Origin of the sequence: Azospirillum rugosum (genome assembly GCF_017876155.1) — a bacterium.
GTDB classification, from domain to species: domain Bacteria; phylum Pseudomonadota; class Alphaproteobacteria; order Azospirillales; family Azospirillaceae; genus Azospirillum; species Azospirillum rugosum.
The window spans coordinates 43603-67773 of record NZ_JAGINP010000016.1; the positions used below are offsets into that span (position 1 = coordinate 43603).

General features: G+C 69.3%; 19 protein-coding genes. 10 read left to right on the forward strand and 9 right to left on the reverse strand.

The window, feature by feature from the left end:
- Positions 1–61: 61 nt before the first annotated feature.
- The gene (locus J2851_RS20950) at positions 62–2599 is read left to right on the forward strand and encodes a sensor domain-containing protein (RefSeq protein WP_209768639.1); all 2538 of its coding nucleotides are present in this window, start codon (positions 62–64) and stop codon (positions 2597–2599) included.
- 95 nt (positions 2600–2694) lie between these two features.
- Positions 2695–3078, forward strand: coding sequence for a hypothetical protein (locus tag J2851_RS20955; protein ID WP_209768640.1), 384 nt, complete (start codon positions 2695–2697; stop codon positions 3076–3078).
- A 94-nt stretch (positions 3079–3172) separates the two neighbouring features.
- On the opposite strand, the gene J2851_RS20960 is transcribed toward J2851_RS20955, so the two are convergent.
- Together J2851_RS20960 and fbaA are read right to left on the reverse strand one after the other, a co-directional pair.
- Positions 3173–3613, reverse strand: a complete 441-nt coding sequence (locus J2851_RS20960; protein ID WP_209768641.1) for an anthrone oxygenase family protein — start codon at positions 3611–3613, stop codon at positions 3173–3175.
- A 190-nt stretch (positions 3614–3803) separates the two neighbouring features.
- Complete coding sequence (gene fbaA / locus J2851_RS20965) at positions 3804–4895, reverse strand: class II fructose-bisphosphate aldolase (RefSeq protein ID WP_209768642.1); 1092 nt, start codon at positions 4893–4895, stop codon at positions 3804–3806.
- Positions 4896–5089: 194 nt separating this feature from the next.
- Here fbaA and J2851_RS20970 point away from each other — a divergent pair, with 194 nt between their 5' ends.
- A complete protein-coding gene (locus tag J2851_RS20970; RefSeq protein ID WP_209768643.1) occupies positions 5090–7051 on the forward strand; it encodes an alpha-amylase family glycosyl hydrolase in 1962 nt (653 codons plus the stop codon).
- 94 nt (positions 7052–7145) lie between these two features.
- Here the strand turns inward: J2851_RS20970 and J2851_RS20975 are convergent, their stop codons facing one another.
- Both J2851_RS20975 and J2851_RS20980 read right to left on the reverse strand, forming a co-directional pair.
- Positions 7146–8132, reverse strand: a complete 987-nt coding sequence (locus tag J2851_RS20975) for a small ribosomal subunit Rsm22 family protein (protein WP_209768644.1) — start codon at positions 8130–8132, stop codon at positions 7146–7148.
- 43 nt (positions 8133–8175) lie between these two features.
- The gene (locus J2851_RS20980) at positions 8176–9228 is read right to left on the reverse strand and encodes a lytic transglycosylase domain-containing protein (RefSeq protein WP_209768645.1); all 1053 of its coding nucleotides are present in this window, start codon (positions 9226–9228) and stop codon (positions 8176–8178) included.
- Positions 9229–9571: 343 nt separating this feature from the next.
- On the opposite strand from J2851_RS20980, the gene J2851_RS20985 reads away from it, so the two are divergent.
- The 3 genes from J2851_RS20985 to J2851_RS20995 are packed head-to-tail and all read left to right on the forward strand — an operon-like array spanning position 9572 to position 14577.
- Positions 9572–10237: a TetR/AcrR family transcriptional regulator gene (locus J2851_RS20985; RefSeq protein WP_209768646.1), complete on the forward strand. Its 666-nt coding sequence runs from the start codon at positions 9572–9574 to the stop codon at positions 10235–10237.
- Positions 10230–11420 (forward strand): efflux RND transporter periplasmic adaptor subunit, encoded by a 1191-nt coding sequence (locus J2851_RS20990; protein ID WP_209768647.1) that lies wholly within the window; start codon positions 10230–10232, stop codon positions 11418–11420. The genes J2851_RS20985 and J2851_RS20990 overlap by 8 nt, the downstream gene beginning before the upstream one ends.
- A gap of 25 nt (positions 11421–11445) precedes the next feature.
- A complete protein-coding gene (locus J2851_RS20995) occupies positions 11446–14577 on the forward strand; it encodes an efflux RND transporter permease subunit (RefSeq protein ID WP_209768648.1) in 3132 nt (1043 codons plus the stop codon).
- Between the two features lie 7 nt (positions 14578–14584).
- Here J2851_RS20995 and J2851_RS21000 read toward each other — a convergent pair whose 3' ends face one another.
- Complete coding sequence (locus tag J2851_RS21000; RefSeq protein WP_209768649.1) at positions 14585–15379, reverse strand: DUF4422 domain-containing protein; 795 nt, start codon at positions 15377–15379, stop codon at positions 14585–14587.
- Between the two features lie 127 nt (positions 15380–15506).
- On the opposite strand from J2851_RS21000, the gene J2851_RS21005 reads away from it, so the two are divergent.
- Together J2851_RS21005 and J2851_RS21010 are read left to right on the forward strand one after the other, a co-directional pair.
- Positions 15507–15725 carry an NAD(P)-binding protein gene (locus J2851_RS21005; RefSeq protein WP_209768650.1) on the forward strand — a complete coding sequence of 73 codons (219 nt, stop codon included), beginning with the start codon at positions 15507–15509 and terminating at the stop codon, positions 15723–15725.
- A 116-nt stretch (positions 15726–15841) separates the two neighbouring features.
- Complete coding sequence (locus J2851_RS21010) at positions 15842–16099, forward strand: UDP-galactopyranose mutase (protein ID WP_307420377.1); 258 nt, start codon at positions 15842–15844, stop codon at positions 16097–16099.
- 7 nt (positions 16100–16106) lie between these two features.
- On the opposite strand, the gene J2851_RS21015 is transcribed toward J2851_RS21010, so the two are convergent.
- The 4 genes from J2851_RS21015 to J2851_RS21030 are packed head-to-tail and all read right to left on the reverse strand — an operon-like array spanning position 16107 to position 22277.
- Positions 16107–19229: an efflux RND transporter permease subunit gene (locus tag J2851_RS21015; protein WP_209768652.1), complete on the reverse strand. Its 3123-nt coding sequence runs from the start codon at positions 19227–19229 to the stop codon at positions 16107–16109.
- 10 nt (positions 19230–19239) lie between these two features.
- Positions 19240–20403, reverse strand: coding sequence for a glycosyltransferase family 61 protein (locus J2851_RS21020; protein WP_209768653.1), 1164 nt, complete (start codon positions 20401–20403; stop codon positions 19240–19242).
- Positions 20404–20421: 18 nt separating this feature from the next.
- A complete protein-coding gene (locus J2851_RS21025) occupies positions 20422–21612 on the reverse strand; it encodes an efflux RND transporter periplasmic adaptor subunit (protein WP_209768654.1) in 1191 nt (396 codons plus the stop codon).
- Positions 21609–22277, reverse strand: coding sequence for a TetR/AcrR family transcriptional regulator (locus tag J2851_RS21030; protein WP_209768655.1), 669 nt, complete (start codon positions 22275–22277; stop codon positions 21609–21611). Before J2851_RS21030 ends, J2851_RS21025 begins: the two co-directional genes overlap by 4 nt.
- Before the next feature lie 224 nt (positions 22278–22501).
- On the opposite strand from J2851_RS21030, the gene J2851_RS21035 reads away from it, so the two are divergent.
- Together J2851_RS21035 and J2851_RS21040 are read left to right on the forward strand one after the other, a co-directional pair.
- Entirely contained in the window at positions 22502–23485 is a 984-nt protein-coding gene (locus tag J2851_RS21035) for a TRAP transporter substrate-binding protein (protein ID WP_209768656.1), read from the forward strand.
- 175 nt (positions 23486–23660) lie between these two features.
- Positions 23661–24170, forward strand: coding sequence for a TRAP transporter small permease (locus tag J2851_RS21040; protein WP_209768657.1), 510 nt, complete (start codon positions 23661–23663; stop codon positions 24168–24170).
- The last annotated feature ends 1 nt before the right edge of the window (position 24171 follow it).

Below are 24171 nucleotides of genomic sequence, written 5' to 3' on the forward strand. Positions count from 1 at the left end.
GCGTGCGGACGTTGCGGGGGTCAGGCGGCGGCACGGTCACCGCGGGTTCATGAGGGGGGTCTTGAGCAGCACGATCGACCGTTACCTGTTGGCCGAGAAAGCCGGCTCCGAGGGCGTTTGGGACTGGGACCTGCGCAACGACACGATGTTCCTGTCCCCGCGCTTCAAGGAATTTCTCGGACTGCCGCCGGGCGACTCGAACCGCCCGGAGGATTGGCTCGACCGCGTCCACCCCGAGGACATCGACTGGCTCTACGCCTCCTTCGAAGGTCAAATGGTGGGTGTTTCGGTCCCTTTCCAGATCGAACACCGCGTGCTGCGCGCCGATTGCGACTCCACGGACGACCCGGGCGCGAACCCAGGCGCGAACGGCGGCTGGCGCTGGCTGGTGTGCCGGGGCATGGCCGTTATGGACGAATCGGGCGACCCGGCCCGCCTCGTCGGGTCGGTCGCCGACATCACCGACCGCAAGAACGCCGAGCGTGACCTGCGCCGCAGCGAGGAACGCTACGCCCTGGCCGCCGCGGCCAGCAACGACGGGCTGTTCGACTGGGACCTCGCCGCGGGCACCGTCTATTACTCCCCGCGCTGGACGGCGCTGCTGGGATTCGCGGACAAGACGATCGGCAACAGCCCGGAGGAGTGGCTGGGCCGCGTCCTGCCCGACGACCGCGCCGCCCTGCGCGCGGCGCTGGACGCGCTGGGGACCGACAACACCCTGTTCCAGATCGAATACCGGATGCGCGACGCGGCGGACGGAGTCCGCTGGATGTCCTGCCGCGGCATCGCCGTGCTCGACGCCCACGGCACGCCGGTCCGGCTGGTCGGCAGCCAGGCCGACGTCACCGACCGCAAGACCGCCGAACAGCGCCTGCGCCAGAGCGAGGAGCGCTACGCCCTGGCCGCCGCCGGCGCCAACGACGGTCTGTGGGACTGGCGGATCGGCACGGGCGAGGTCTACTACTCGCCCCGTTGCGCGTCCCTGCTCGGCCTCGACGCGGCCACCCCGCCCAACACGATCGAAGCCTGGTTCAATCGCATCCTGCCCGACGACCGGGAGGGGCTGAAGACCGCTATCGACCTGCATCTGGCCGGCGAGCGCGACCACGTCGAGCACGAATTCCGCATCCACGCCGCCGACGGCGGGACATCCTGGCTGCTGGTGCGCGGCCTCGCTGTCCGCGAAGGCGGGCGCGAAGGCGGGCGCGCGGTGCGCATCGCCGGCTCCATGACCGACATCACCGCGCGCAAGAGGGCGGAGCAGCAGGTACTGTTCGACGCCTTCCACGACGGCATGACCGGCCTGCCGAACCGCACGCTCCTGCTCGACCGCGTCGGGCAGGCGCTGGACCGCAACCGGCGCGCGGGGGGCAAGCCCTTCGCCGTGCTGCTGATCGACCTCGACCGCTTCAAGGCGATCAACGACGCGCTGGGGCCGGCGGCCGGCGACACGCTGCTGAAGATCATCGCGGAACGGCTCGATTCCATCCGCCGGATGGGCGACACGCTGGCCCGGCTGTCGGTGGACGAGTTCGCCATGCTGCTGGACGACGTCGCCGACGTGGGCAGCGCCCTTGCGGCGGCGGAGCGGATGGCCGCGACCATCAGCCGCCCACTGGCGCTGGACGGGCACGAGTTGGCCCTGACCGCCTCCATCGGGATCGCGCTCAGCGCCACCGGCTACGACCGGGCGGAGGACATGCTGCGCGACGCCGGGCTCGCCATGTACCGGGCAAAATCGGGGGGCCGGGCGCGCATCGACGTGTTCGACAGCAACCTGCGCCGGCAGGCGATGACGCGCATCCGCACGGAAACCGACCTGCGCACGGCGTTGGAGCAGAACCAGCTCTGCCTCTTCTACCAGCCGATCATCGCTGTGTCGGCCGGGCGCATCGCCGGCTTCGAGGCGCTGATGCGCTGGCGCCACCCGGAACGCGGGCTGGTCCCGCCCGGCGAGTTCATCCCGCTGGCCGAGGACTCGGGCCTGATCGTCCCCATGGGCCGCTGGGCCCTGCGCGAGGCAACGCGGCAGCTCAGCCTGTGGCAGCGCGGCTTCCCGCGCCGGACGCCCCTGTTCATGAGCGTCAACGTCTCCTCCCGCCAGTTCCGCGACGACGACCTCGTCGGGCTGGTGCAGGAGGTGCTGATTGAGAACGGCGTCCCACCCTCCAGCCTGAAGCTGGAGATCACGGAAAGCCTGCTGATGCAGGACCCGGCCAAATGCCGGGAGCTGATGCAGATGATCCGCGACATGGACGTCCGCCTGTCCATCGACGATTTCGGCACCGGCTATTCGTCGCTGTCCTACCTGCACAAGTTCCCGGCCGACACGCTGAAGATCGACCGCAGCTTCGTCCAGGCGGTGTCCACGGGCGAGGGCAACGCCGCCATCGTGCAGGTCATCACCACGCTGGCCACCATCCTGGGCATGGACGCCGTCGCCGAGGGCGTGGAGACGGAGGAAGAGGCCGAGTTCCTGCGCGACATCATGTGCAAATACGCGCAAGGCTACCTCTACGCCCGCCCCGCCCCGCCCGAGGAGATCGAGCGGCTGCTGGTCAAGGAACTGGCCGAACCGCTGGCCGACGGCATCGCCTGACCGCCGGCCTATCCTTGACCCAACGGGGACTTCCCCCGGGACCCGCTCTGTGCGAGTGTCCGCGCTCGCCACCAGGACATAGAGGAATTGGGGTTATGGCCGACCGCACCTGCGGAGAGTGCACGCTGTGCTGCAAACTGATGGGCGTGCCCGAGCTGAAGAAGCCGTCGGCCAAATGGTGCGTGTCCTGCGACCAGGGCAAGGGCTGCACCGTCTATGAGGAGCGCCCGCCCTCCTGCCGGAACTTCCAGTGCTTCTGGCTGATGGACGAGAACTTCCCCGACGAGTTCCGCCCCGACCGCATCCACGCGCTGGCCGCCTTCAACGACACCAAGGACAGCTGCGTCCTCCACGTCGACCCGGCCAAGCCCCGCGCCATGTCCAGCCCGGAAGTCAACGCGCTGATCGACGCCCTGCTGAAGGCCTACAAGAAGGTCTTCATCCTCTCCGGCAAGGAAAGCGCCCTGATCCAGCGGTGAGATTTGCGTGTTGGGTTGCGTTAGCGCTCCACCCAACCTACGAACCACGAAACCGTAGGTTGGGTGAAGCGCAGCGCAACCCAACAGACCACAGCTACCGCCGAACCACCGCCATGCACGTCGCCAGGAACGCGCCGAACACGATCAGCGCGTTCGCCGCGTGCGCCCATTCCCATCGGCGGCGCAGCGCCTCCCAGTTCTCCGGCTGCCGGGTCCAGTTCGCGGTTTCCTGGTTGGCCGGGAAAATCCAGGCGAAGAACACGACAAGGCTCAGGAGAACCAACAGGGCCGCCACCCCGGCCCAGCGCGCAGCCGCGCGATCACGGCGACGCTCCAGAACCGCCAGGGCACCGTTCGCGAAAACCGCAACGATGATCGGAACGCCGAACAGGGCCCAGCCGGCGTAAACGCCCTGGACCACGAAATAGGGCTCCCGCTCCATCCCGATCTTGGCCGGCAACTCGAAGAGGTGAGCGCCGCTCGGGACGAGGATGATCGCCATGACGGCGATGGTGAACAGCCGCAGCATGGTCATGGGGGACATCGTCTTGCGCAAAATCCCTCTCCCGTCCCGGGAGAGGGAAGGGGCCCGCGCACGAGCGCGGGAAGGGTGAGGGTCCATCCAAGCATCAGCGATCGATCCTCGGCCTTACCCTCACCCGGCCCTTCGGGCCACCCTCTCCCGGGTCGGGAGAGGGGACAGAGCAAACCGTCGGCGTCGATCCTCACCCCGCCAAACTGCGCCCCGCCGACCCAAGATCCGCAAACGCCTCGTCCAGGCGGGCGGCGACGCCCTTCTCGCCGACCCGCAGCCACTTGCGGGGATCGTAGAGCTTCTTCTGCGGGGCGCCGGTCGCCGGGTCGATCTGGTGCGTGAAGGCGACGGGGTTCGCGTTCACATAGCCGCCGATGGCCGAGGCGAAGGCGAACTGGGTGTCCGTGTCGATGTTCATCTTGAACACGCCGTAGGACACCGCGTCGCGGATCTTGTCCTTCTCCGACCCGGACCCGCCGTGGAAGACGAGGCTGAGCGGCTTGTCGCCGCCCGTCCGTACCGCGACCGCCTCTTGCGAGGCCTTCAGGATTTCCGGACGCAGCTTCACGTTGCCCGGCGCGTAGACGCCGTGGACGTTGCCGAAGGACGCCGCGATGGTCACGTGGCCGATGGGCGACAGCGCGTCCCAGGCGCGCAGCACGTCCTCCGGCTGGGTGTAGAGGTGCGCGTTGTCCGCCGATTCCTCCAGGTCATGGCCGATGCCGTCCTCCTCGCCGCCGGTCACGCCCAGCTCGATCTCCAGGCTCATTCCCAGCGGAGCCAGCCGTTTCAGCACCTTGGCGCATTCGGCGATGTTGGTCTCCAGCGGCTCCGCCGACAGGTCGATCATGTGGGAGGAGAAGAGCGGCTTGCCGGTGCGGGCCATGAAGGCCTCGCCGTGGTCGATCATGCCGTTCACCCAGGGCAGCAGGGACCGGTCGGCGTGGTCGGTGTGCATGATGACGCAGACGCCGTAGGCCTCGGCGAGCAGATGGACGTGCTGCGCGGCGGAGACGGCGCCGAGGACGCGGGCGGTGTGGGCGTCCGGGCATCCCTCGCCGGCGAAGAAGCGCGCGCCGCCGTTGGACAGTTGGATGATCACATCCGACTTGTTGCGGGCGGCCGCTTCCAGCACCGCGTTGATGCTGTTGGTGCCGATCACGTTCACCGCCGGCAGGGCATAGCCGCCGGTCCGGCAGGCGTCCAGCAGGGCCAGGTAATCCGCCCCCGTGACCACGCCCGGCGCCAGCTTCGGACGCTGCCGGAGTTCCTGATCAGACATTCGTTCCTCCCAACCTTCATTGATCGCCGGCGCAGAATGCCCCGGACGGTCCGGACCTGTCGAGCGTCGCGACACCGCACCGCTCGACAGGTCGCCCCCCTTCAACACGGTCGCCCCGCCTTCCACGCAAAAACCTTTCATTAACCATAACCCCCCACCCTGCCGGCGCCCCTTCACCAGCGGACCGCCGGACGATGACCGCATTTCTCCGCCTCCTCCTGGCCCGCCTTCTCCTGGCCCGCCTCCTCCTGGCCATCGCGCTCTCCACCCTGCCTTCCCTGCCCTTGGCCGGTCTCGCCCTGGCGGACGGCCCCCTGGCCTTCGGCAACGATGGCGGGGAGGCCTGGACCTTCCGCAAGACCGTGGAGGGCACCGTCGCGCCGGGCGCCTGCGACCGCGTGGAGGTCGACTCGCCGCTCGGCTCCGCAGTGGCGGAGGTCGACGGCACGCGCTTCATCGCGACGGTTCCACTGGCGTCGGGCGCCAACGATCTCCGCGCCGTCTGCCTGCGCGATGGCCGCCCCTCGGCCACCGACGCGCAGCGCTGGACGGTCCGGCTTCCCGACGGGCCGAAGGCCTGGGTGCGCGCCGTCGCCACCGCCGACGGCCTGATCCTCGACGCCGGCCGCAGCGAGCCCGCCGAAGGCCACCCAAGCGTCATTGCGAAGGCGGAATGGCGTGCCGCGCCCGGCAATCCGGCACCGCTCCCGTCATTGCCCAGCACCGAAAAGCGCCTGACCCTGCCCACGCCGCCGGCCGACGGCGACTACCGCGTCACGCTGCGGGTGACCGACGCGCTCGGCCGGACCGACGAGAGCACGGCCTTGTTCCGGGTCCGCAACGGCCGCGCGGAAGCCATCGACCCGCAGCGCCACCGCCCCTCCTGGATGGCCGGGGCGGTCGTCTACGGCGTCGTCCCGCACCTGTTCGGCCCGCGCGGCCTCGCCGACGTCACCGCGCGCCTGGACGACATCGCCGCGCTGGGCGCAACCGCCCTGTGGCTGTCGCCGCTGACGGAGGCGCCGGGGCTCGATTTCGGCTATGCGGTGACCGACCATTTCCGCGTCCGCGCCCGTTTCGGCCGCGAGGACGACCTGAAGGCGCTGGTCGCCGCTGCCCACGCTCGCGGCCTGCGCGTGCTGATGGACTTCGTCCCCAACCATCTCGACGAGCATCACCCCTACCACGCCGACGCCGCGGCGCACGGCCCGGCCTCGCCCTATTACCGCTTCTTCGACCGCAAGCCGGACGGGGCCGTGTCCAGCTACTTCACCTGGACCAACCTGAAGAATCTCAACTACGACAACCTAGAGGTGCGGCGCTACATGACCGCGGCCTTCGCCCATTGGGTGCGCGATTTGGGCATCGACGGGTTCCGGGTGGACGCCAGTTGGGCGGTGAAGGAGCGCGCGCCGGAGTTCTGGCCGAGCCTCCGCGCGGAGCTGCGCCGCATCAACCCCGACCTTCTGCTGTTGGCCGAGGCCTCGGCCCGCGATCCCTGGTATGTGGAGAACGGCTTCGACGCCGCCTACGACTGGACCGACCAGCTCGGGCAATGGGCGTGGCAGGATGCCTTTGGCGACGGCGCCTTCGACAATGGCGCCTTCGACAACGGCGCGCCCACCGCCGCCCGCCTGCGCGCGGCGCTGTCAGCCTCGGCGCCCGGCACGCCGGTCTTCCGCTTCCTCAACAACAACGACACGGGCGCCCGCTTCATCACGCGCCACGGTCTGGCCCGCACGAAGGTCGCCGCCGCCCTGCTGATGACCCTGCCCGGCATCCCCGGGCTCTACACCGGCGACGAGGTCGGCGCCGCCTACGAGCCCTATGGCGAGCCGAAGCCGATCGCCTGGGACGACCCGCAGGGCCTGCGCCCCGTCTACACCCGCCTGACCGAACTCCGCCGCAGCGAACCCGCCTTGCAGGGACCGGCGCTGGAGTGGCTGGACACCGCCAGCCCCGACACTGTCCTGGCCTACCGCCGTCCCGGCCCGGAGCCGGTCACCGTCGTGCTGAACTTCGGCGCGGAGCCGGCCAACCCGCCCCGCTTCGCCGGCCCGATGCGCGACCTGCTGACCGGCGCCGTCCTACCGCCCGGCGCGGCGCTGCCCCCTACCACCGCCTGGGTGCTGAAGCCCGCCAACGCGCAGATGTGAATTGCGAAAAGGACCACTTTCCTATAGGATCACACCCATCGTCGCCCGGCCGGCGGCGGATGAAACATCACGCGAAAACACGTCGCACGGTGTTTCATAGCGTTTCATCCGGGGCCACCAGCGCGTCGCCCCAGTCCAGCCGGCGCGCAGCCTTGAAGAGCGCGCCGTCGCGCTTGCCCAGCACCCGCTCCGACGCGCCGCCGTCCCGGCCGCAGAGCTTGAAGCCGATGCGGCCGTTCCCGGCCGACCAGGGCGGGGCGATGATCCGGGCCTCCGACCGGGCCCCGGGATGGCGGGAGGCGGCCACATAGGCGTACTTCTCGTCCTCCCACGGCACCTCGGCCCCCTTGGCCAGCCGGTGCAGCCGGGACCGCGCCACCCGGCGGGAGAAATGGCACCAGTCCGGCGCCGCCAGCGGGCAGGCCGCGCTGTGGACGCAAGGCGCCAGGATGTGGGCGCCGGCCTCCGCCAGCCGCCGCCGCGCCCGCAGGATGCGGCCCCACCCCGCCGGGGTGCCCGGCTCCACGATTAGCAGCGTGTCCGCGGTCAGCGCCCACAGCCGGTCGACCAGCCGGTCCCGCGCCTCCTCCGACAGCTCGTCCAGGACATAGGCCAGCGTGACCAGATCGCGCGGCTCCCCCTCCGGCAGGGCCGAGGCCACGTCGCCCGCCCGCCACTCGATCCGGGCCGGCGCCGCCTCCCGCGCCAGCGCCTCGCCCACCGCGCGGATCGCCGGGCTTCCCTCGACCAGAAGGACATCGTCCAGGCTCGCCCAGCAGTCCGCCGCCGCCCACAGCGCCGTCCCCGGCCCCGCCCCGACATCCAGCCCCGTCACCGGCGCAAAGTCCGGCCGCACCTCCGCCACTGCGCCCATGCTGGCGCGCACCGCGGCGTAGGTGGCCGGCAGCCGGGTCGCCAGATAGGCCCGCGCGGCCAAGTCGTCCGACAGGTGGAAGCGCCCATCCCGCACCTCCGCCCGGTACCGCTGCGAGAGCCGGTCCGCGGCGCGCTTCAGATCGGACAGCGCGATGCCATCCAGCGCGCGGTCCACCGCGCGGCGCAGCGTGGGGGGAAGGTCCATGGCCGTGGGTTCAGAGGTGGGAGGTCAGGCGTTGTCCGCCTTTTTACAGCCCGGCCGCGCCGCCACCGGCCAGCGCCACGCAGACACGGTCCTTGCCTTCCAGGCTGCCGCAACCACCGCTGCGCTGGGACACGAAGCGGATGACCACCCGCTCCCCCTTGGCAGCGGCGTTCGGCGGCAGGAGCGCTTCGGCGACCATCGTCTCGACGGAATGCTCCCCGGGCTTGGCCGCGACGGCCCGCGCATTCGCTGAACTGCTGCGATCGGCGGCGGCGACGAACTCCAGGACGGGCTTGGCGCTGGACCGCCCCTTCGGCTCGACCGAGCGCGGCGGAGGCGGTTCCAGAGCGGCGACCGCCACGGAGGGAGCGGCGGGGGCCGGCGTGCCCGGCTCAAGCCGCGGCTCCGGCTTGGGTGCCTCCGCGACCACCACGCTGGGGGTTGGCTGCGGAGCGGGCTGCGGCGCGGTTGCCGGAACGACGGCCACCTCGATGGCGGTGGCGCCCGCCGACTGCGAGGCCGTGCGCGGTTCGACGCCCCGGAGCACCGGCGTCAGCGCCGCCAGATACATCTTGGTCTCGCGCGGCAGCTTCTGCTTCTTGGCAAGGACCGCCGCATAGCAGGCCGGGCCGCAGTTGTAGGCCGCCAGGAACCCCGGCGCGCCGAACAGGTCGTACATCTCGCGCAGGTAGGCGGTGCCAGCCAGGATGTTGTCCCGCGGGTTCGACGGGTCCGCACCCAGCCCGTACTGCCAGCGCATCATATCGTAGGTGCCCGGCATCACCTGCATCAGGCCGATGGCGCCGGCCGAGCTGGTGATGGTGCGCCCATTGACGACGGAGCGCCCGCCGCTCTCCCGCATCATCACCGCGCGGATCCACTTCTCCGGCACGTCGAACCGTTCCGACGCCTCGCGGATGTGCGGCACCCAGGGGGCCAGCGGATCATTCGGGTCGATGGGATTGGCCGCCACCTCCACCGGTGCAATGGGGGTCGTCGCGGTTTCCGGAGCGTTCGAGGCGCAGCCCGCCAGACCGATGGCGACAATCAGGGCAACACCGGCGGCACGGGCCGCTTTGAGGTCTCGATAAGCCACAAGGAAGGGTCCGTGCTGGTGGCGCAAAGTCGAAGGCGTTACCCCCTCTTTGCGATGTATAGAAGGCCGCTGTCAAGCATCAACGCGGGTGTAATGGCCGGATTCGACGGCATTTAGCTTTTTTCATCTCCGTATGGAATGGATTCGCCGCAAAAGCCGTTCATCCACTTTCCGTCTTCCCTGGCGAACGGCGTAGCCGGATTTGCCGAAGCCCGTCCACGGGAAACGCGCTGTTTTGTCACGCCTTCCGCGCGTGGCGTTTGGGCGGAAAAAGGCTGACAAAGCCTTGACGTCTATACGGTCGATGCTTATTGAATGAGTGTTCATTTAGTTCTGAGCCGACATGCCCGACGCCGCCCCGCCGTCCGCCACACGCCGATCCCGCCGCAAGGAAGCCCGCCCGGCCGAGGTCATCGAGGCCGCGCGCGACCTGTTCATGTCGCGCGGATACGCCGCGACGAAGCTGGAGGATGTCGCCCGCAAGGCCGGGGTCAGCGTCGGCCTGCCCTACCTCTATTTCGAGAACAAGGAAGGGCTGTTCAAAGCCGTCGTCCGCGAATCGATCTTGCCCCAGTTCCGCATGGGGGAAGAGATGCTGGACAGCTTCACCGGCAGCAGCGAGGAGTTCCTCCGCTTCCTGGCCCACAAGTTCTGGGAGATGGAGCAGAGCCCCAACGCCGGCCTGTCGAAGCTGGTGATCGCGGAGGCCGGCAACTTCCCCGACATCGCCCGCTTCTACATGGAGGAAGTCGTGCTGCGCGGCCGCCGCTTCTTCGCGCGCATCCTCCATCGCGGCATCGACCGGGGAGAGTTCCGCCCGATGGACGTGGAGCAGATGGCCCGCGTCGCGGCGGCCCCGCTGACGATGCTGTCACTGTGGAACCGCTCCCTGCGGCCCTACGAGCCCGACCCGGCCCACGCCGCCGGCGAACCCTACATCGACGCCTACCTCGACCTCATCCTGCACGGGCTGAGGGCCGCACCCAAGGACGCACAGCGCCATGATTGACGCCAACCCCGGCACTCTCGATCAATCCAGGGGGGACCACCCCGTGGGCCCGCGCCGCAGCTGGCTGCGCCGCTTGGCTCTGCCGGTGCTGATCGTCGCCACGTTGGCGGCGGGCGGGGCAGCCTGGAAGGCCCACACCGCCGGCGAGGCCGCGGCCGTGCCGACCCATGTCCCGCTGCCGGCGGAGCGGCCGGTCGAACTGGCGGCGGTCGAGATCACCCGCGCCGCGCCGCGTACCCTCGTGGAGACCGTCCGGGTCAGCGGGTCGGTGCAGCCGCTGGAACAGTCGCTCGTGAAGTCGGAGGTCGCGGCGCGGCTGGTCGAGGTGCCGGTGCGCGAGGGGCAGGCGGTGCGCAAGGGGCAGGTGCTCGCCCGCTTCGACACCGTGGAGCTGACCGCCAAGCTGAACGAGAAGCTGAGCAACCTGGAAGGCGCCAAGGCGCAGCTGGTGCTGGCCGAGAAGACGCGGGCGAAGAATTTCGCCCTGCGGCAGAAGGACATCGTGTCCGAGACCAACATGGACCAGGCGCAGAGCACCTTCCGGTTCCAGCAGGCCGCCGTGTCGGCGCTGGAGGCGCAGGTGGAGCTGAGCCGCAAGGCGCTGCGCGACGCCACCGTACTCAGCCCGATCGACGGCACCGTGGCGGAGCGCGCGATCAACCCCGGCGAGACGCTGGCGGTCAACGCCAAGATGTTCTCGGTCGTGGACCTCAGCCGCGTGGAGGTCGAGGCGACCGTGCCGGCCGACGACGTGGCCCGGCTGAAGCCCGGCCAGACCGTGCGGCTGCGCGTCGAGGGCTTCGGCGCGCGGGAATTCGTGGGGGAGATCGCGCGCATCAACCCCATGGCCCGCGCCGGCACCCGCGCCATCCCGGTCTATGTCAGCCTCGACAACGCCGACGGCAGTTTGCGCGGCGGCATGTTCGCGGCCGGCGACGCGGTGGTCGCCCAGGCCGACCGCGCCTTCGCCCTGCCCCCCGCCGCCGTGCGCCACGACGCCGAGGGCGACTTCGCCCTGGTCGTCGCCAAGGACCGTGTGGAGCGCCGCAAGGTGCAGGTCCTGGGGACCTGGTCGCGCGGCGACCTCGTGCAGGTTGACGGACTCGCGGAGGGCGACGTGGTGGTGACCGCCCCGCTGCCCGGCCTTGCCGCCGGGCGGGCGGTGAAGGTCGTGGGGAGCTGAAGTTTTTTAAAGATTGAGGGGGCCGATGCCCATCACCCGCATCAGCGTCGACAACCCCGTCTTCGCCACCATGATGATGGTGGCGCTGATGGTGCTGGGCCTGTTCTCCTACCAGCGGCTGGGCGTCGACCAGTTTCCCGACGTCGACTTCCCGCTGGTCGTCGTCTCGACCGAATATCCCGGCGCCAGCCCGGAGTCGGTGGAGACGGACGTCACCCGCCCCATCGAGGACGCGGTCAACACCATCGCCGGCATCAAGACGCTGACCTCCCGCTCCTACGAGAGCCGGTCGGTGGTGATCGCCGAATTCGACCTGAAGACCGCCTCCACCCAGGCGCTCCAGGACGTGCGCGAGAAGGTCTCGGCGCTCCGCCCGTCCTTCCGGGACGAGGTGAAGGACCCACAGATCACCCGCTTCAACCCGGACGATCAGCCCATCCTGTCGATCGCGGTCAAGTCGGACATCCGCACGCTGCGCGACCTGACGACGATGACCGACCAGATCGTGCTGAAACGGTTGCAGAACGTGCGCGGCGTCGGCCGGGCGACCATCGCCGGCGGCGTCAAGCGGCAGATCCAGGTGCGGCTGCGGCCGGAGCGGCTGGAGGCGCTGAACGTCGGCGTCGACCAGGTCATCAAGGCGATCAAGGACGAGAACCAGGACCTGCCCGCCGGCACCGTGTCGGGCGGCGGGGCGGAGCGCGTGGTCCAGGTGGACGGGCGGGTGATCGACCCGCGCCAGCTTCTCGACCTGATCGTGGCGCGGCGCGGCGGCGAGCCGGTCCGGCTGCGCCAGGTGGCCGAGGTGCTGGACGGGCAGGAGGAGCAGGAGTCCGTCGCCCTCTTCAACGGCGCACCGGCGCTGGCCGTGGACGTGGTCAAGATTCAGGGCTCCAACACGGTGGAGGTCGCCCGCGGCCTGTACAAGGCGCTCGACGAGTTGCGCCGCGACGGCTCCCTGCCCAGCGACGTGGCGCTGGAGGTGGTCCGCGACACCTCGCGCGGGATCACCAACTCGCTCAGCAACGTGCAGCGGACGCTGGTCGAGGGCGGCGTGCTGACCGTCTTCATCGTCATGATCTTCCTGGGATCCTGGCGCAGCACCGTGATCACCGCGCTGACGCTGCCGGTGGCAGTCATGGGCACCTTCGGGGTGCTGGCGGCCTTCGGCTTCACGCTGAACGTCATGACGCTGATGGCGCTGTCGCTGGCGATCGGCATCCTGATCGACGACGCCATCGTGGTGCGCGAGAACATCATGCGCCACCTGGGCAAGGGCCAGGGGCACCGACAGGCGGCGCTGGACGGTACCAAGGAGATCGGGCTGGCGGTTCTGGCCACCACGCTGACCATCGTGGCCGTCTTCCTGCCCGTCGCCTTCATGGGCGGCATCATCGGGCGCTTCTTCCTGCAGTTCGGCATCACCGTTTCCGCAGCGGTCCTGATCTCCCTGTTCGTGTCCTTCACGCTGGATCCGATGCTGTCGAGCCTGTGGTACGACCCGGCGGCGCACGGGCGGCACGGGCGCGGCCTGTTCGGCCGCTTTGCCGGCGGCTTCCAGCGCGGCTTCGACGCCATCGCGCGGGTCTATGGCCGGCTGCTGGGCTGGGCGCTGCGCTGGCGCTGGCTGGTGCTGCTGATGGCTTTTGCCATCTTCGTCGGCAGCTTCTTCCTGGTGCCGCGCATCGGCGTCGAGTTCGTGCCGGCCGCGGATCTGGGCGAGTCGGTCGTGGACGTGGAGACACCGGTCGGCTCCTCCCTCGACTACACCGCGGCCAAGCTGCGGCAGGCGGAAGCGGCGATCCGCGAGTTTCCGGAGGTCGCCTACACCTACGGAACGGTCAACACCGGCGCCGCCGTCGGCAAGAACCGCGGCAGTATCTACGTCCGGCTGGTGCCGATCGACCAGCGCAAGCGCTCCCCCAACGACCTCGCCCCGGCGATCCGCGAGCGGCTGGCGGCCATCCCCGGCATCAGCGTCGGCATTGGCATCCCCGGCGTGGGCGGCGTGCAGAAGCAGATCCAGGTGTCCGTCCAGGGCCGCGACATCGCGGAGCTGGACCGCATCGCCCAGCAGGTGACCGCCGCCATGGGCCGCATTCCCGGCTTCGTGGACGTGGACAGCAGCCTGAAAGCGGCCAAGCCGACCCTGTCCGTCCGGCTGGAGCGGGAGATCGCCAGCGATCTGGGCGTCGGCACCGCGCAGGTCGCCAACACGCTGCGCCCCCTCTTCGCCGGCGACACCGTGTCGACCTGGAAGGCGCCGGACGGCGAGAGCTACGACGTGCTGGTCCGCCTGCCGGAGGGCGACCGGGTCGGCCGGGCCGACCTGGACCGCATCTACCTGACCGGCACGAACGACGACAACGGCATGCCGCGCATGGTGCCGCTGTCGCAGGTCAGCCGCGTCTCCACCACGCTCGGCGCCTCCCAGATCAACCGCCGCGACCTGTCACGGGAGGTCAACGTCGCCGCCAACGTCCAGGGCCGCGCGGCCGGCGACGCCGGAAAGGAGCTTCAGGCGGCCATTGCCGACATCAAGCTGCCGCCCGGCTACCGCATCGTCTTCGGCGGTTCCACCAAGGACATCGCGGAGACGACCGGCTACGCCGCGCAGGCGCTGCTGCTGGCGGTGATCCTGATCTACCTGATCCTGGCCTCCCAGTTCGGCAGCTTCCTCCAGCCCGTGGCCATCATGGTCTCCCTGCCGCTGTCGCTGGTCGGCGTGTTCCTGGGCCTGCTGGTCGCGGGGTCCACCCTGAACATTTTCAGCGCCATCGGCTTCATCATGCTGATGGGGCTGGTGACCAAGAACGCCATTCTGCTGGTGGACTTCGCCAACCAGGCCCGCGCCCGCGGCGTGGAGTTGCGCGATGCGGTCGTCGAGGCCGGCGTGATCCGCCTGCGCCCCATCGTCATGACCACCATGGCGATGATCTTCGGCATGATCCCGCTGGCGCTCGGCCTCGGGGAAGGCGCGCAGCAGCGGGCACCCATGGCCCACGCGGTGATCGGCGGGCTGATCAGCTCCACCCTGCTGACCCTGCTGGTAGTCCCCGTGATCCTGACCTACCTCGACGCCGTTTCACGGCGTTTCAAGCGCTGGTTCGGCCGCAAGGATCCGGACGCCGTGGCGCACGGTGTGGCGGCGGAATGACACCGCGTCACACGTTCGTGTCCTCGGACAAGGCGAAGGACGTGTGGCGCACGCGCAGTGTGTCGCAGGTCAGTTCCAGGCCGTACATGTAGAAGGTGAACAGCCGCTCGGCCAGGAAGCCCATGGCGCGGGACTGGTAAGGATCGTCCGGGATCACGATGCGGGCCGCGACGCGCTCCAGGACCGGCATCGACATCGACATGTAGTCGTCGAACAGTTCCGCCCGCAGGACGAACAGGTTGCCGAAATAGTCCCAGTACTGCTGGAACGGCGTCAGCGGGCGGAGGCGCGCGAAGAACGGTTCCTTCAGCATCTCCTCCATCAGGACGTCGAAATGCTCCCGCACATGGGCGCCGGCATAATGTTCATCTGGGGGCACGTTGCGCCCCGTGCGGTAGGGCAGGATGGCGTCGTGGGCGCCCGCGACCGCGCGCAGCCGCTCCACCTCCCCACTGGTCAGCGCGTTCAGGGCGCGCAGGCAGGACAGGAAGCTTTCGCGGTCGATGGTCAGCGCCTGGAAGGACGAATAGCGCACCGTTTCGGCGTGAAGCTGCCGCAGCACCGGGTCAGGGTTGGTGAAGTTCCCGGTCGGCCAGATCATCACCCGGCGGTAATGCTGGAACCCGACATAATCGAACCGGTGCAGCAGGTTCTTCCAGACGTAATGGTGTCCGCGAATCTCGCAATAGGACGCGCGTTCCAGAATATGCTCGGGACGCTCCACCGGCAGGCGCGGACAGGCGACGGAGGGCGCGCGCTGCATGTGAAGAGCGTAGAACGGCCCGTTATCGAGTGGGATCACCGGATCCTTATGATACAATGTGAAGATACCAAGCCGCACGTTTCACCTTCACCGTGAACGATCTGTCCGGCAGGGTATCACGCCGGGAATCCCCCAGCATCGGGAATGTCGAACGGGAATTTGGGGCGTGGACTGGAGCGGCTTTCCCATCGTGATCGTCGGCGCCGGCTTTTTCGGCGCCACTATCGCCGAACGCGTGGCGATGGTCCTGGATCGTCCGGTCCTGCTGCTCGACCGGCGCACGCACGCCGGCGGCAACAGCTTTTCCCGGCCCCACCCCGGCACCGGGATCGAGCAGCACCTTTACGGAACGCACGTCTTCCACACCTCCAACGCAGAGGTGTGAGGGTATGTCAGCCGCTTCTCCCGCTTCAACAACTACCGCCACAGGGTCTTCACCCGGCGCCGGGGGCGCGTCTTTTCCCTCCCCATCAACCTGAGCGCGACCTCCGGCCGGCGACCGTGGTCATGCGCGAATATTCGCGCGGCGCCGGCCGCGGGGACGAGCCCTACTACCCCATCGGCACGCCCCGCGACCGGGCCCTGTACGACGCTTATCGCGATCTGGCCCGGCGGGAGGAGCGGGTGATCTTCGGCGGTCGCCTGGGAAGCTACCGCTACCTCGACATGGATCAGGCCATCGGTGCCGCCCTGACATGCTTCGACCGCGACGTCCGCCCGCGCCTGACGGGGGAGATGCCCATGGGACCGAAGGCGTAGGGTTCCCCTACTCCCCGCCCGGCACGGGATGGCCGGCGTCGGGGGCCACCGCGGGGCGGCGCTTCAGCAGGCGGGCGACGGCGTTGCCGGCGCTGTCCATGTAGAGGTAGAGGACCGGCGTGATGTAGAGCGTCAGGATCTGCGACACGCACAGGCCGCCGACCACGGCGAGGCCCAGCGGCTGGCGCAGTTCCGCCGCGGCGCCGTGAGCGATGGCGATGGGCAGGGTGCCCATGACCGCGGCCATGGTCGTCATCATGATCGGGCGGAAGCGCAGCAGGCAGGCCTGCTCGATCGCCTCGCGCGCGGTCATGCCCTGGTTGCGCTGCGCATCCACCGCGAAGTCGATCATCATGATCGCGTTCTTCTTCACGATGCCGATCAGCATCAGGATGCCGATGATCGCGATCATGCTGAGTTCCTGCCCGAACACCATCAGCGTGGCGAGCGCGCCGATGGCCGCCGAGGGCAGGCCCGACAGGATGGTCAGCGGGTGTATGAAGCTTTCGTAGAGGACGCCCAGCACGATGTAGATCACCAGCACCGCGGCCAGCAGCAGCAGGCCCTGGCCCGCCTGGGCGTCCTGGAAGACCTGGGCGGTGCCGGCGAAGCCGGTGGTGATGGTCGGGGGCAGCGCCATCTCCTGCTCCACGGTGCGGATCGCGGCCACCGCGTCGCCCAGCGCGGCGCCGGGGGCGAGGTTGAAGGACAGCGTCACCGCCGGAAGCTGGCCCTGGTGGTTGACCGTCAGCGGCCCCGCGGTGCGCCGCACGCTGGCGAAGGCGTCCAGCGGCACCAGCTTGCCGGTGGTGGAGCGGACGTAGATGCGCGACAGGGCGTCGTCGCCCACCTGGTACTTCGGCGCCAGTTCGATCAGCACCTGGTAGTCGTTGCTGGGCGTGTAGATGGTGGACACCTGGCGCTGGCCGAAGGCGCTGTAGAGGGTGGAGCGCACCTGGTCCACGCCGATGCCCAGCGTCGCCGCCTTCTCGCGGTCCACATGCACGTAGGCCTGCGGGCTGTTGAGCTGGAGGTCGCTGGTCACGTCCTGCAGGATCGGGATGTCGTGCAGCGCGCGTTCCAGCCGGCCCGACCACTGGTACAGCTCGTCCAGGTCCAGGCCCTGGATGGTGTACTGGTAGAGGCTTTTCGACTGGCGGCCGCCGATGCGCAGGTTCTGCACCGGCTGCATGAAGACCGCCATGCCGGGGATGCCGGCCAGCTGGCGGCGCAGCTGCTGGATCACCTCGCCGGCGCCGGGGCGCTCCTCGCGCGGCTTCAGCACGACGAACATGCGGCCGGAATTGATGGAGTTGCCGCCGATCGCGACGGAGGAGGTGACGTCCTCCACCGCCGGGTGGGCCTTGATGATCGCGGCGGCCTTCTGCTGCCGCTCCGCCATCGCCGGGAAGGAGATGTCGGGGGCGGCCTCCGTCGTCACCTGGATCTGGCCGATGTCCTCCGTCGGGAAGAATCCCTTCGGGATGGCCTGGAACAGGATGGCGGAGCCGATCACCGTCCCGATCATGACGATGCCCATGATCGGCCGGTATTTCAGCGCCAGCCGCAGGGTCGAGCCGTAACCCCGCAGCAGGGCGTCGAAGCCGCCTTCCAGGATGCGGCCGAACGGGCCCTCCTTCGCGCCGTGCGGCTCGTGCGTCAGCATGCGGGAGCACATCATCGGCGTCAGCGTCAGCGCCACGAAGGCCGACGCGGCGATGGACATGGTCACCACAAGCGCGAATTCGTGGAACACGCGGCCGACCACGCCGCCCATCATCAGGATGGGGATGAAGACCGCCACCAGCGACAGCGTGATCGACACGATGGTGAAGCCGATCTCGCGCGATCCCTTGATGGCCGCCTCGTAGGGGCGCATGCCCTCTTCGACGTAGCGGACGATGTTCTCCATCATCACGATGGCGTCGTCGACCACGAGGCCCACCGCCAGCGTCAGCGCCATCAGCGAGATGTTGTCGATCGAGAAGCCCATCACATGCATGCCGCCGGCCGTGGCGATCAGCGAGATGGGCACGGTCAGCGCCGGGATCAGGGTCGCCGACAGGCGGCGCAGGAACAGGAAGATCACCATCACGACCAGCGCAATGGTCAGGCCGAGCGTGAACTGCACGTCCTCCACCGCCTGGCGGATCGAGGTGGAACGGTCGTTCATCACCTCCACCTTGGCGCTGGGCGGCAGCTGGGCGCGGAAGGTCGGCAGCAGGGCCCTCACCCGGTCCACCACCTCCACCGTGTTGGCGTCGGGCTGGCGCTGGACGGCCAGCACGATGGCGCGCGTGCCGTTGTGCCAGCTGGCGGTGCGGACGTTCTCCACGCTGTCCAGCACGGCGCCGACGTCGCCCAGCCGCACCGGCGCGCCGTTGCGCCAAGCGATGATCAGGTCGCGGAAGGCCGCGGCGTTGGGCAGCTGCGGGTTGGCGGCGATGACCAGCTGCTGCTTCTCGCCGGACAGGGTGCCGACCGGCGTGTTGGCGTTGGCGGCGGCCAGCGCCTTTTGCAGCTCGTCGATGCCGATGCCGCGCACCGACAGGGCGTTGGGGTCGACCTGGACGCGGACCGCGTATTTCTGCGAGCCGTAGATCTGCACCTGCGCGATGCCCGGCAGGGTGGCGACCTTCGGCTGCACCGCCGTTTCCGCGAAGTCGTTCAGCTGCGACAGCGGCAGCGTCGGGGAACTGAGCGACAGCAGCAGGATCGGCGCGTCGGCCGGGTTGACCTTGCGGTAGCTGGGCGGGGTCGTCATCTCCGCCGGCAGGCGGCGCTGGGTGCGGGCGATGGCCGCCTGCACGTCCTGGGCGGCGGCGTCGATGTCCCGTTCCAGCACGAACTGGATGGTGATCGAGGTGTTGCCGAGGCTGGAGGTGGAGGTCAGCGTGTCGATGCCGGCGATGGTGGAGAACTCGCGCTCCAGCGGGCTGGCCACCGACGCGGCCATGGTTTCCGGGCTGGCGCCGGGCAGCGTGGCGGAGACGTTGATGACCGGGAAATCCACCCGCGGCAGTGCGGCGACCGGCAGCTGGCGGTAGGCCGCGAGGCCCCCCAGCACGAGCGCCGCCGTCAGCAGGATGGTCATCACCGGACGGCGGATGCAAAGCTCCGAAATGCTCACGACGCACCTCTCAAAGGAAACCCGCCCCTGCCAGCGTGGATTTCACGCGATCGAACGACACGTGCCAAGGTTTGTTGTGTGGCCGCAACGGTTCCCAGTCGCCCAGGGTCTCGCCGACGACGCAGCCGTACCGCGCGCCGCGCAGGTTCGCGATGCGCCGGAACAGCCAGTTCAGGTACAGATCCATCTGGAGTTCGCAGACGGAAACGGACGGATCGCAGTAGACCAGGTTCGTCAGCCCGGCCCCGTGGGCGGCGACGATGTGGGTCGCCTCGGCGAAGCGCTGGGCCTGCTCCCGCAGCGGCATGCCGTCGGTGTCCAGGATCTCGTAGCCGGCGGCCGCCAGCAGGCCGATGATCGCCTCCTCGTTCACCAGCTTGCGGTTTTCCGCGTTCCGGCGGGTGACGTAGAGGCGGCGGTGCGGCGGCCGGGTGGGTACGCCGGACAGCACGCGGCCGAAGACGGACAGCTGCTCCGGGCGCGGGCGCGCCCCGAACTCCCCGATGTTGGGGATGAGGATCAGCTCGTCCAACTCGACTGTTTCGCAGTTCGGGACCGCCTGGACCCGCATCGCACGGTCGCCGGCCACGGAGGCCAGCATGTCCCAGTGGTAGGGCTGCGGCAACGGCGGCACCAGGAACAGGTCGTCGAAGCAGGCGTCGGGCAGCACGGAAAGCCGCGACACGACGTCCATGGTCCAGTGGTAGTAATTGCGCGACCCGCCGCCGGCCAGAAGATGCACGGCGCGCCCCGGCAGCCGGCTTTTCCCGTTGGTCTGCAAGGAAATGAGGCCGCTGTCGGTGTGGAACTCGATGCCATGCTCCTTGGGCACGAGGTACTGGAGCGTCTCGTCCAGGAGGAGGAACCAGCCCTCGTCGGAGTCGCGCCGGAACGCCTTCACCATGACGATGCCGCAGTCCGAATGGACCGCCGCGCCGCGCAGGCGGTAGAGGCGCACCGGGTCCACCCTGTAGCGCTCCTCCCTCCAGGCGCCCTCGTAGGGTCGCTCGAACACCGGGCGGGCGGAGAAGTCGCGGTCGCCGAAGGCGAGCGGAGCGATGGACACCTCGCGGGACGGCAACAGTTCGACCGACTCCACGACCGGGCGCCCGTCCTCGGTCACCAGATCCAGCGCCTCAAGCTCCGGCAGCGGCAGGCTCCCACGGGTGGTCATGTCAGGCGGCTCCGCGCGTCACGATGCACCTCCGGGGGACGCGGGGGCGAGGTCGCTCTTCTTCTTCTCGTCGGTCTTCTCGGGGCCGCGGGCGCTGACCTTGGCGCCGGGGAAGAGGCGGGATTGGCCGTCGACCACCACCCGCTCTCCGGCCTGGAGGCCGTTGGCGATGACGGCGAGGCCGTCCTGGCTGCGCGACACGGTCACCGGGCGGACCTCCACGGTCTCGTCCCCCTTCACGACGTAGACGAAGCGGCCCTGCTGGCCGGTCTGCACCGACTCGTCGGGCAGGGTCAGGGCCTGCGGCTCGACGCGCAGGGTCAGCACGACGTCCACGAACTGGCCGGGCCACAGGCGGGTGTCGGTGTTGGGGAACTGGCCCTTCACCAGGATGGTGCCGGACTGCTGGTCCACCTGGCTGTCCACGAAGGACAGGACGCCTTCCTCCGGCGCGCGGCTGTCGCCGGGGATGCCGGCGGTGACCGGCAGCTTGCCCGTCTCCATCGCCTTGCGGATGGTCGGCAGGTGGCGCTCCGGCACGTTGAAGGCGACGGTGATCGGCCGCAGCTGGGTCAGGGTGACCAGCGGCGTGGCGTCGGCCGCGCGCACCATGGTGCCGGCCTTGGCGTTGACGGCGCCGGTGCGGCCGTCCATCGGCGCGGTGATGCGGGTGAAGGACAGCGCGACCCGCGCCGCCTCGATTGCCGCGTTGTCGGCCTTCACCGTGCCTTCCAGCGCGTCCGCCGTGGCGGTGGCGGCGTCGAGCTGCTGGCGCGAGATGGCGTTGGAGCGCACCAACTCGCTGTAGCGCCGCACGTCGCCGCGCGCCTTCTCCAGGTTGGCCTTGTCGCGTTCCAGGTTGGCCTGGGCCTGGCGGAGCTGGGCGTCGAGCGCGCGGGCGTCGAGCGAGAACAGCAGGTCGCCGGCCTTCACCTCCTGCCCTTCGGTGAAGTGGACGGTGTCCACCACCGTGTCGACGCGCGCCTTGATGGCGATCGCCGCCAGAGGTTGGACCGATCCAATGGTGCCGAGCCGTTCCGGGACCGCGCGAACCTCCACCGGCTTCACCACCACGGGCACCGCGCGTGGGGCGCTGGCCGGGGCAGCGGCCTTGGCAACCTCCGCCCCGCCGGTCTTCAGGCTGTACCAGTACCCGCCGCCGGCCAGCGCGGCCACCAGCAGGACCGGAAACACTATGCGTCTCGTCACGTCGAACTCCCGGCGCGGTGGCCTTGATCAGCCAAGGCTTCGGCCCTGGCCACGGTGGTGGCGTCTGTTATGGTGGTGCCTGCGGTCACGAAGTCGAGGACGGCGCGCTCCAGCCGCTCGCGCGGGCGCTCGCCCAGCCCCATGACGCCGCCGCGCACCATGCCGATGATCAGCATCGGCGTGATGTCGGTGTCGAGCGCGCGGAACTGGCCGGCGGCGATCCCGTCCTCCAGCACCGTCCGCAGGACCGCAGCCATGTGGGCGTTGCGGTGGCGGATCAGGCGGCGGCCCTGCTCCGCCAGGTCGGACTGGTGGCCGCCCAGCAGCTTCAGCGTGGGCAGCTGTTCTCCGAAGATGTCGATCAGCGCCGACACCCAGGCGCACAGCCGGCTGCGCGGGTCGGAGCCGACCGGCGCCAGGGCCGACATCCGGCCTTCCAACTCATCGAGTGCGCGGGCCAACGATTCGAGGTACAAATCCTCCTTCGACGGGAAATAGCGGTAGAGCGTCGCCTTCCCCACCCCCGCCAGCTTCGCCACCTCGTCCACCTGGACCGCGGCGTAGCTGCGCTGCGCGAACAGGGTCGAGGCGGCCGCGAGGATCGCTTCGCGTCGCTTCAGGCGCCAGCCGGGCGCCGCGTCGCCGGGTGCCACGTCAAAGGGCATCGATCCGGATACCTCGAATGTCCGATGAAGAAAAAATGAAACTCGCCGGTTTCAAAAACTGAAAATACCTGAGCGCCGTACGCTGTCAAGCCGCATGGTTCGCGTACGTCTGCATACGGGGTAATTCGGCGGCCCCTTGCGCGCGGGGCGGCGACATCGGAAGATCGGCCCGACATCATCGAACCCACACCCAAACGGTCACATAACAGGGGGGCACCCACAACATGACCGCGATCAGCCTGCGTTCCACCCTTATCGGGGCGACCGTCGCCCTGGGCCTGTCCACCCCGGTCGCGGCCTTCGCCGAGACCTGGGACATGCCGACGCCCTACCCCGACACGAACCTGCACACCATCGTGGTGCGCCAGTTCGCCGACGACGTGAAGGCGGCCACCAACGGCAAGATCCAGATCACCGTCCATTCCAACGGCTCCCTCATCAAGCATCCGGAGATCAAGCGCGCCGTGCAGTCCGGCCAGGCGCAGCTGGGCGAGGTGCTGATCAGCTCCTGGGCGAACGAGGACCCGCTGTACGGCCTCGATTCGGTGCCGTTCCTGGCGACCGACTTCGCCTCGTCGAAGAAGCTCTATCAGGTCTCCAAGCCGTATCTGGAGAAGAAGCTGGAGCGCCAGCGCCTGAAGCTGCTCTACTCGATCCCCTGGCCGCCGCAGGGCCTGTACGTGAAGGAGGACATCAGCTCCGTCGCCGACCTGAAGGGCCAGAAGTTCCGCGCCTACAACCCGGCCACCACCCGCATCGCCGAACTGGCCGGCGCCGTCCCGACCAAGATCGAGGCCGCGGAGGTCGCGCAGGCCTTCGGCACCGGCATCGTCACCGCGATGATCACCTCGGCCGCGACCGGCGTGGACACCAAGGCCTGGGACTTCGTGAAGGACTATTACGACATCCAGGCCTGGCTGCCCCGCAACATGGTCTTCGTCAGCGCCGAGGTCTGGAAGGGCCTGGACGCCGCCACCCAGAAGGCCGTCCAGGACGCCGCCGCCAAGGCCGAGGCCACGGGCTGGGCCGAGTGGGAGAAGAAGACCGCCGACCTGAACAAGACGCTGGCCGACAACGGCATGAAGGTGCTGGCCCCGACGCCCGCCATCAAGGACGGCTTCGCCGCCATCGGCAAGACCATGACCGACGAGTGGATGAAGGCCGCCGGCGCGGACGGCGAGGCGATCATCGCGGCGTATAAGAAGTAAGGGCAGCGGCCCCCTCCCTCCCACGCTTACGCGCGGGTCCCTCCCTCCCCCGCTTTCAGCGGTGGAGGGGAAAGAACCGGCAGTCCCCTCTCCCGCGAAGCGGGGGAGGGTTAGGGAGGGGGCATCGGCCCACACAACAACAACTCCCCGCCCGATTTCCGGAGGTGGTTGCGCCATGCGCACCGCATTGTCCTTCCTTTACCGCGCCGCCGAGTTCCTGGGCGCGGTGTTCCTGGTGCTGATCGGCGTGCTGATCGTCAGCCAGGTGTTCGCGCGTCTGGTCGGGCGCATGGTGCCGGGGGCCGACGAGCTGGCCGGCTACTGCATGGCCGCGTCCTTCTTCCTGATGCTGGGGCCGGCGCTGCGCCGCGGCGCGCACATCCGCGTCGGCGTGCTGGTGGACCGCCTGCACGGCGCCCCACGGCGCGTGTTCGAGGTGGTCTGCCTGGGCTTCGCCAGCGCGCTCAGCCTCTATTTCGCCTTCTACTGGGTGCGCATGACCTACGATTCCTACGATTTCGGCGACCTGAGCCAGGGCGTGCTGCCGATCCCGCTGTGGATCCCGCAGGCGGCCATGACCGCCGGGCTGGTCGTGCTCGTCGTGGCGCTGCTCGACGACCTTGTCGCCGTTCTGATGGGGCGCGAGGCGTCCTACCAGAGCGCCGGCCTGCAGAGCGAGGGCTGAG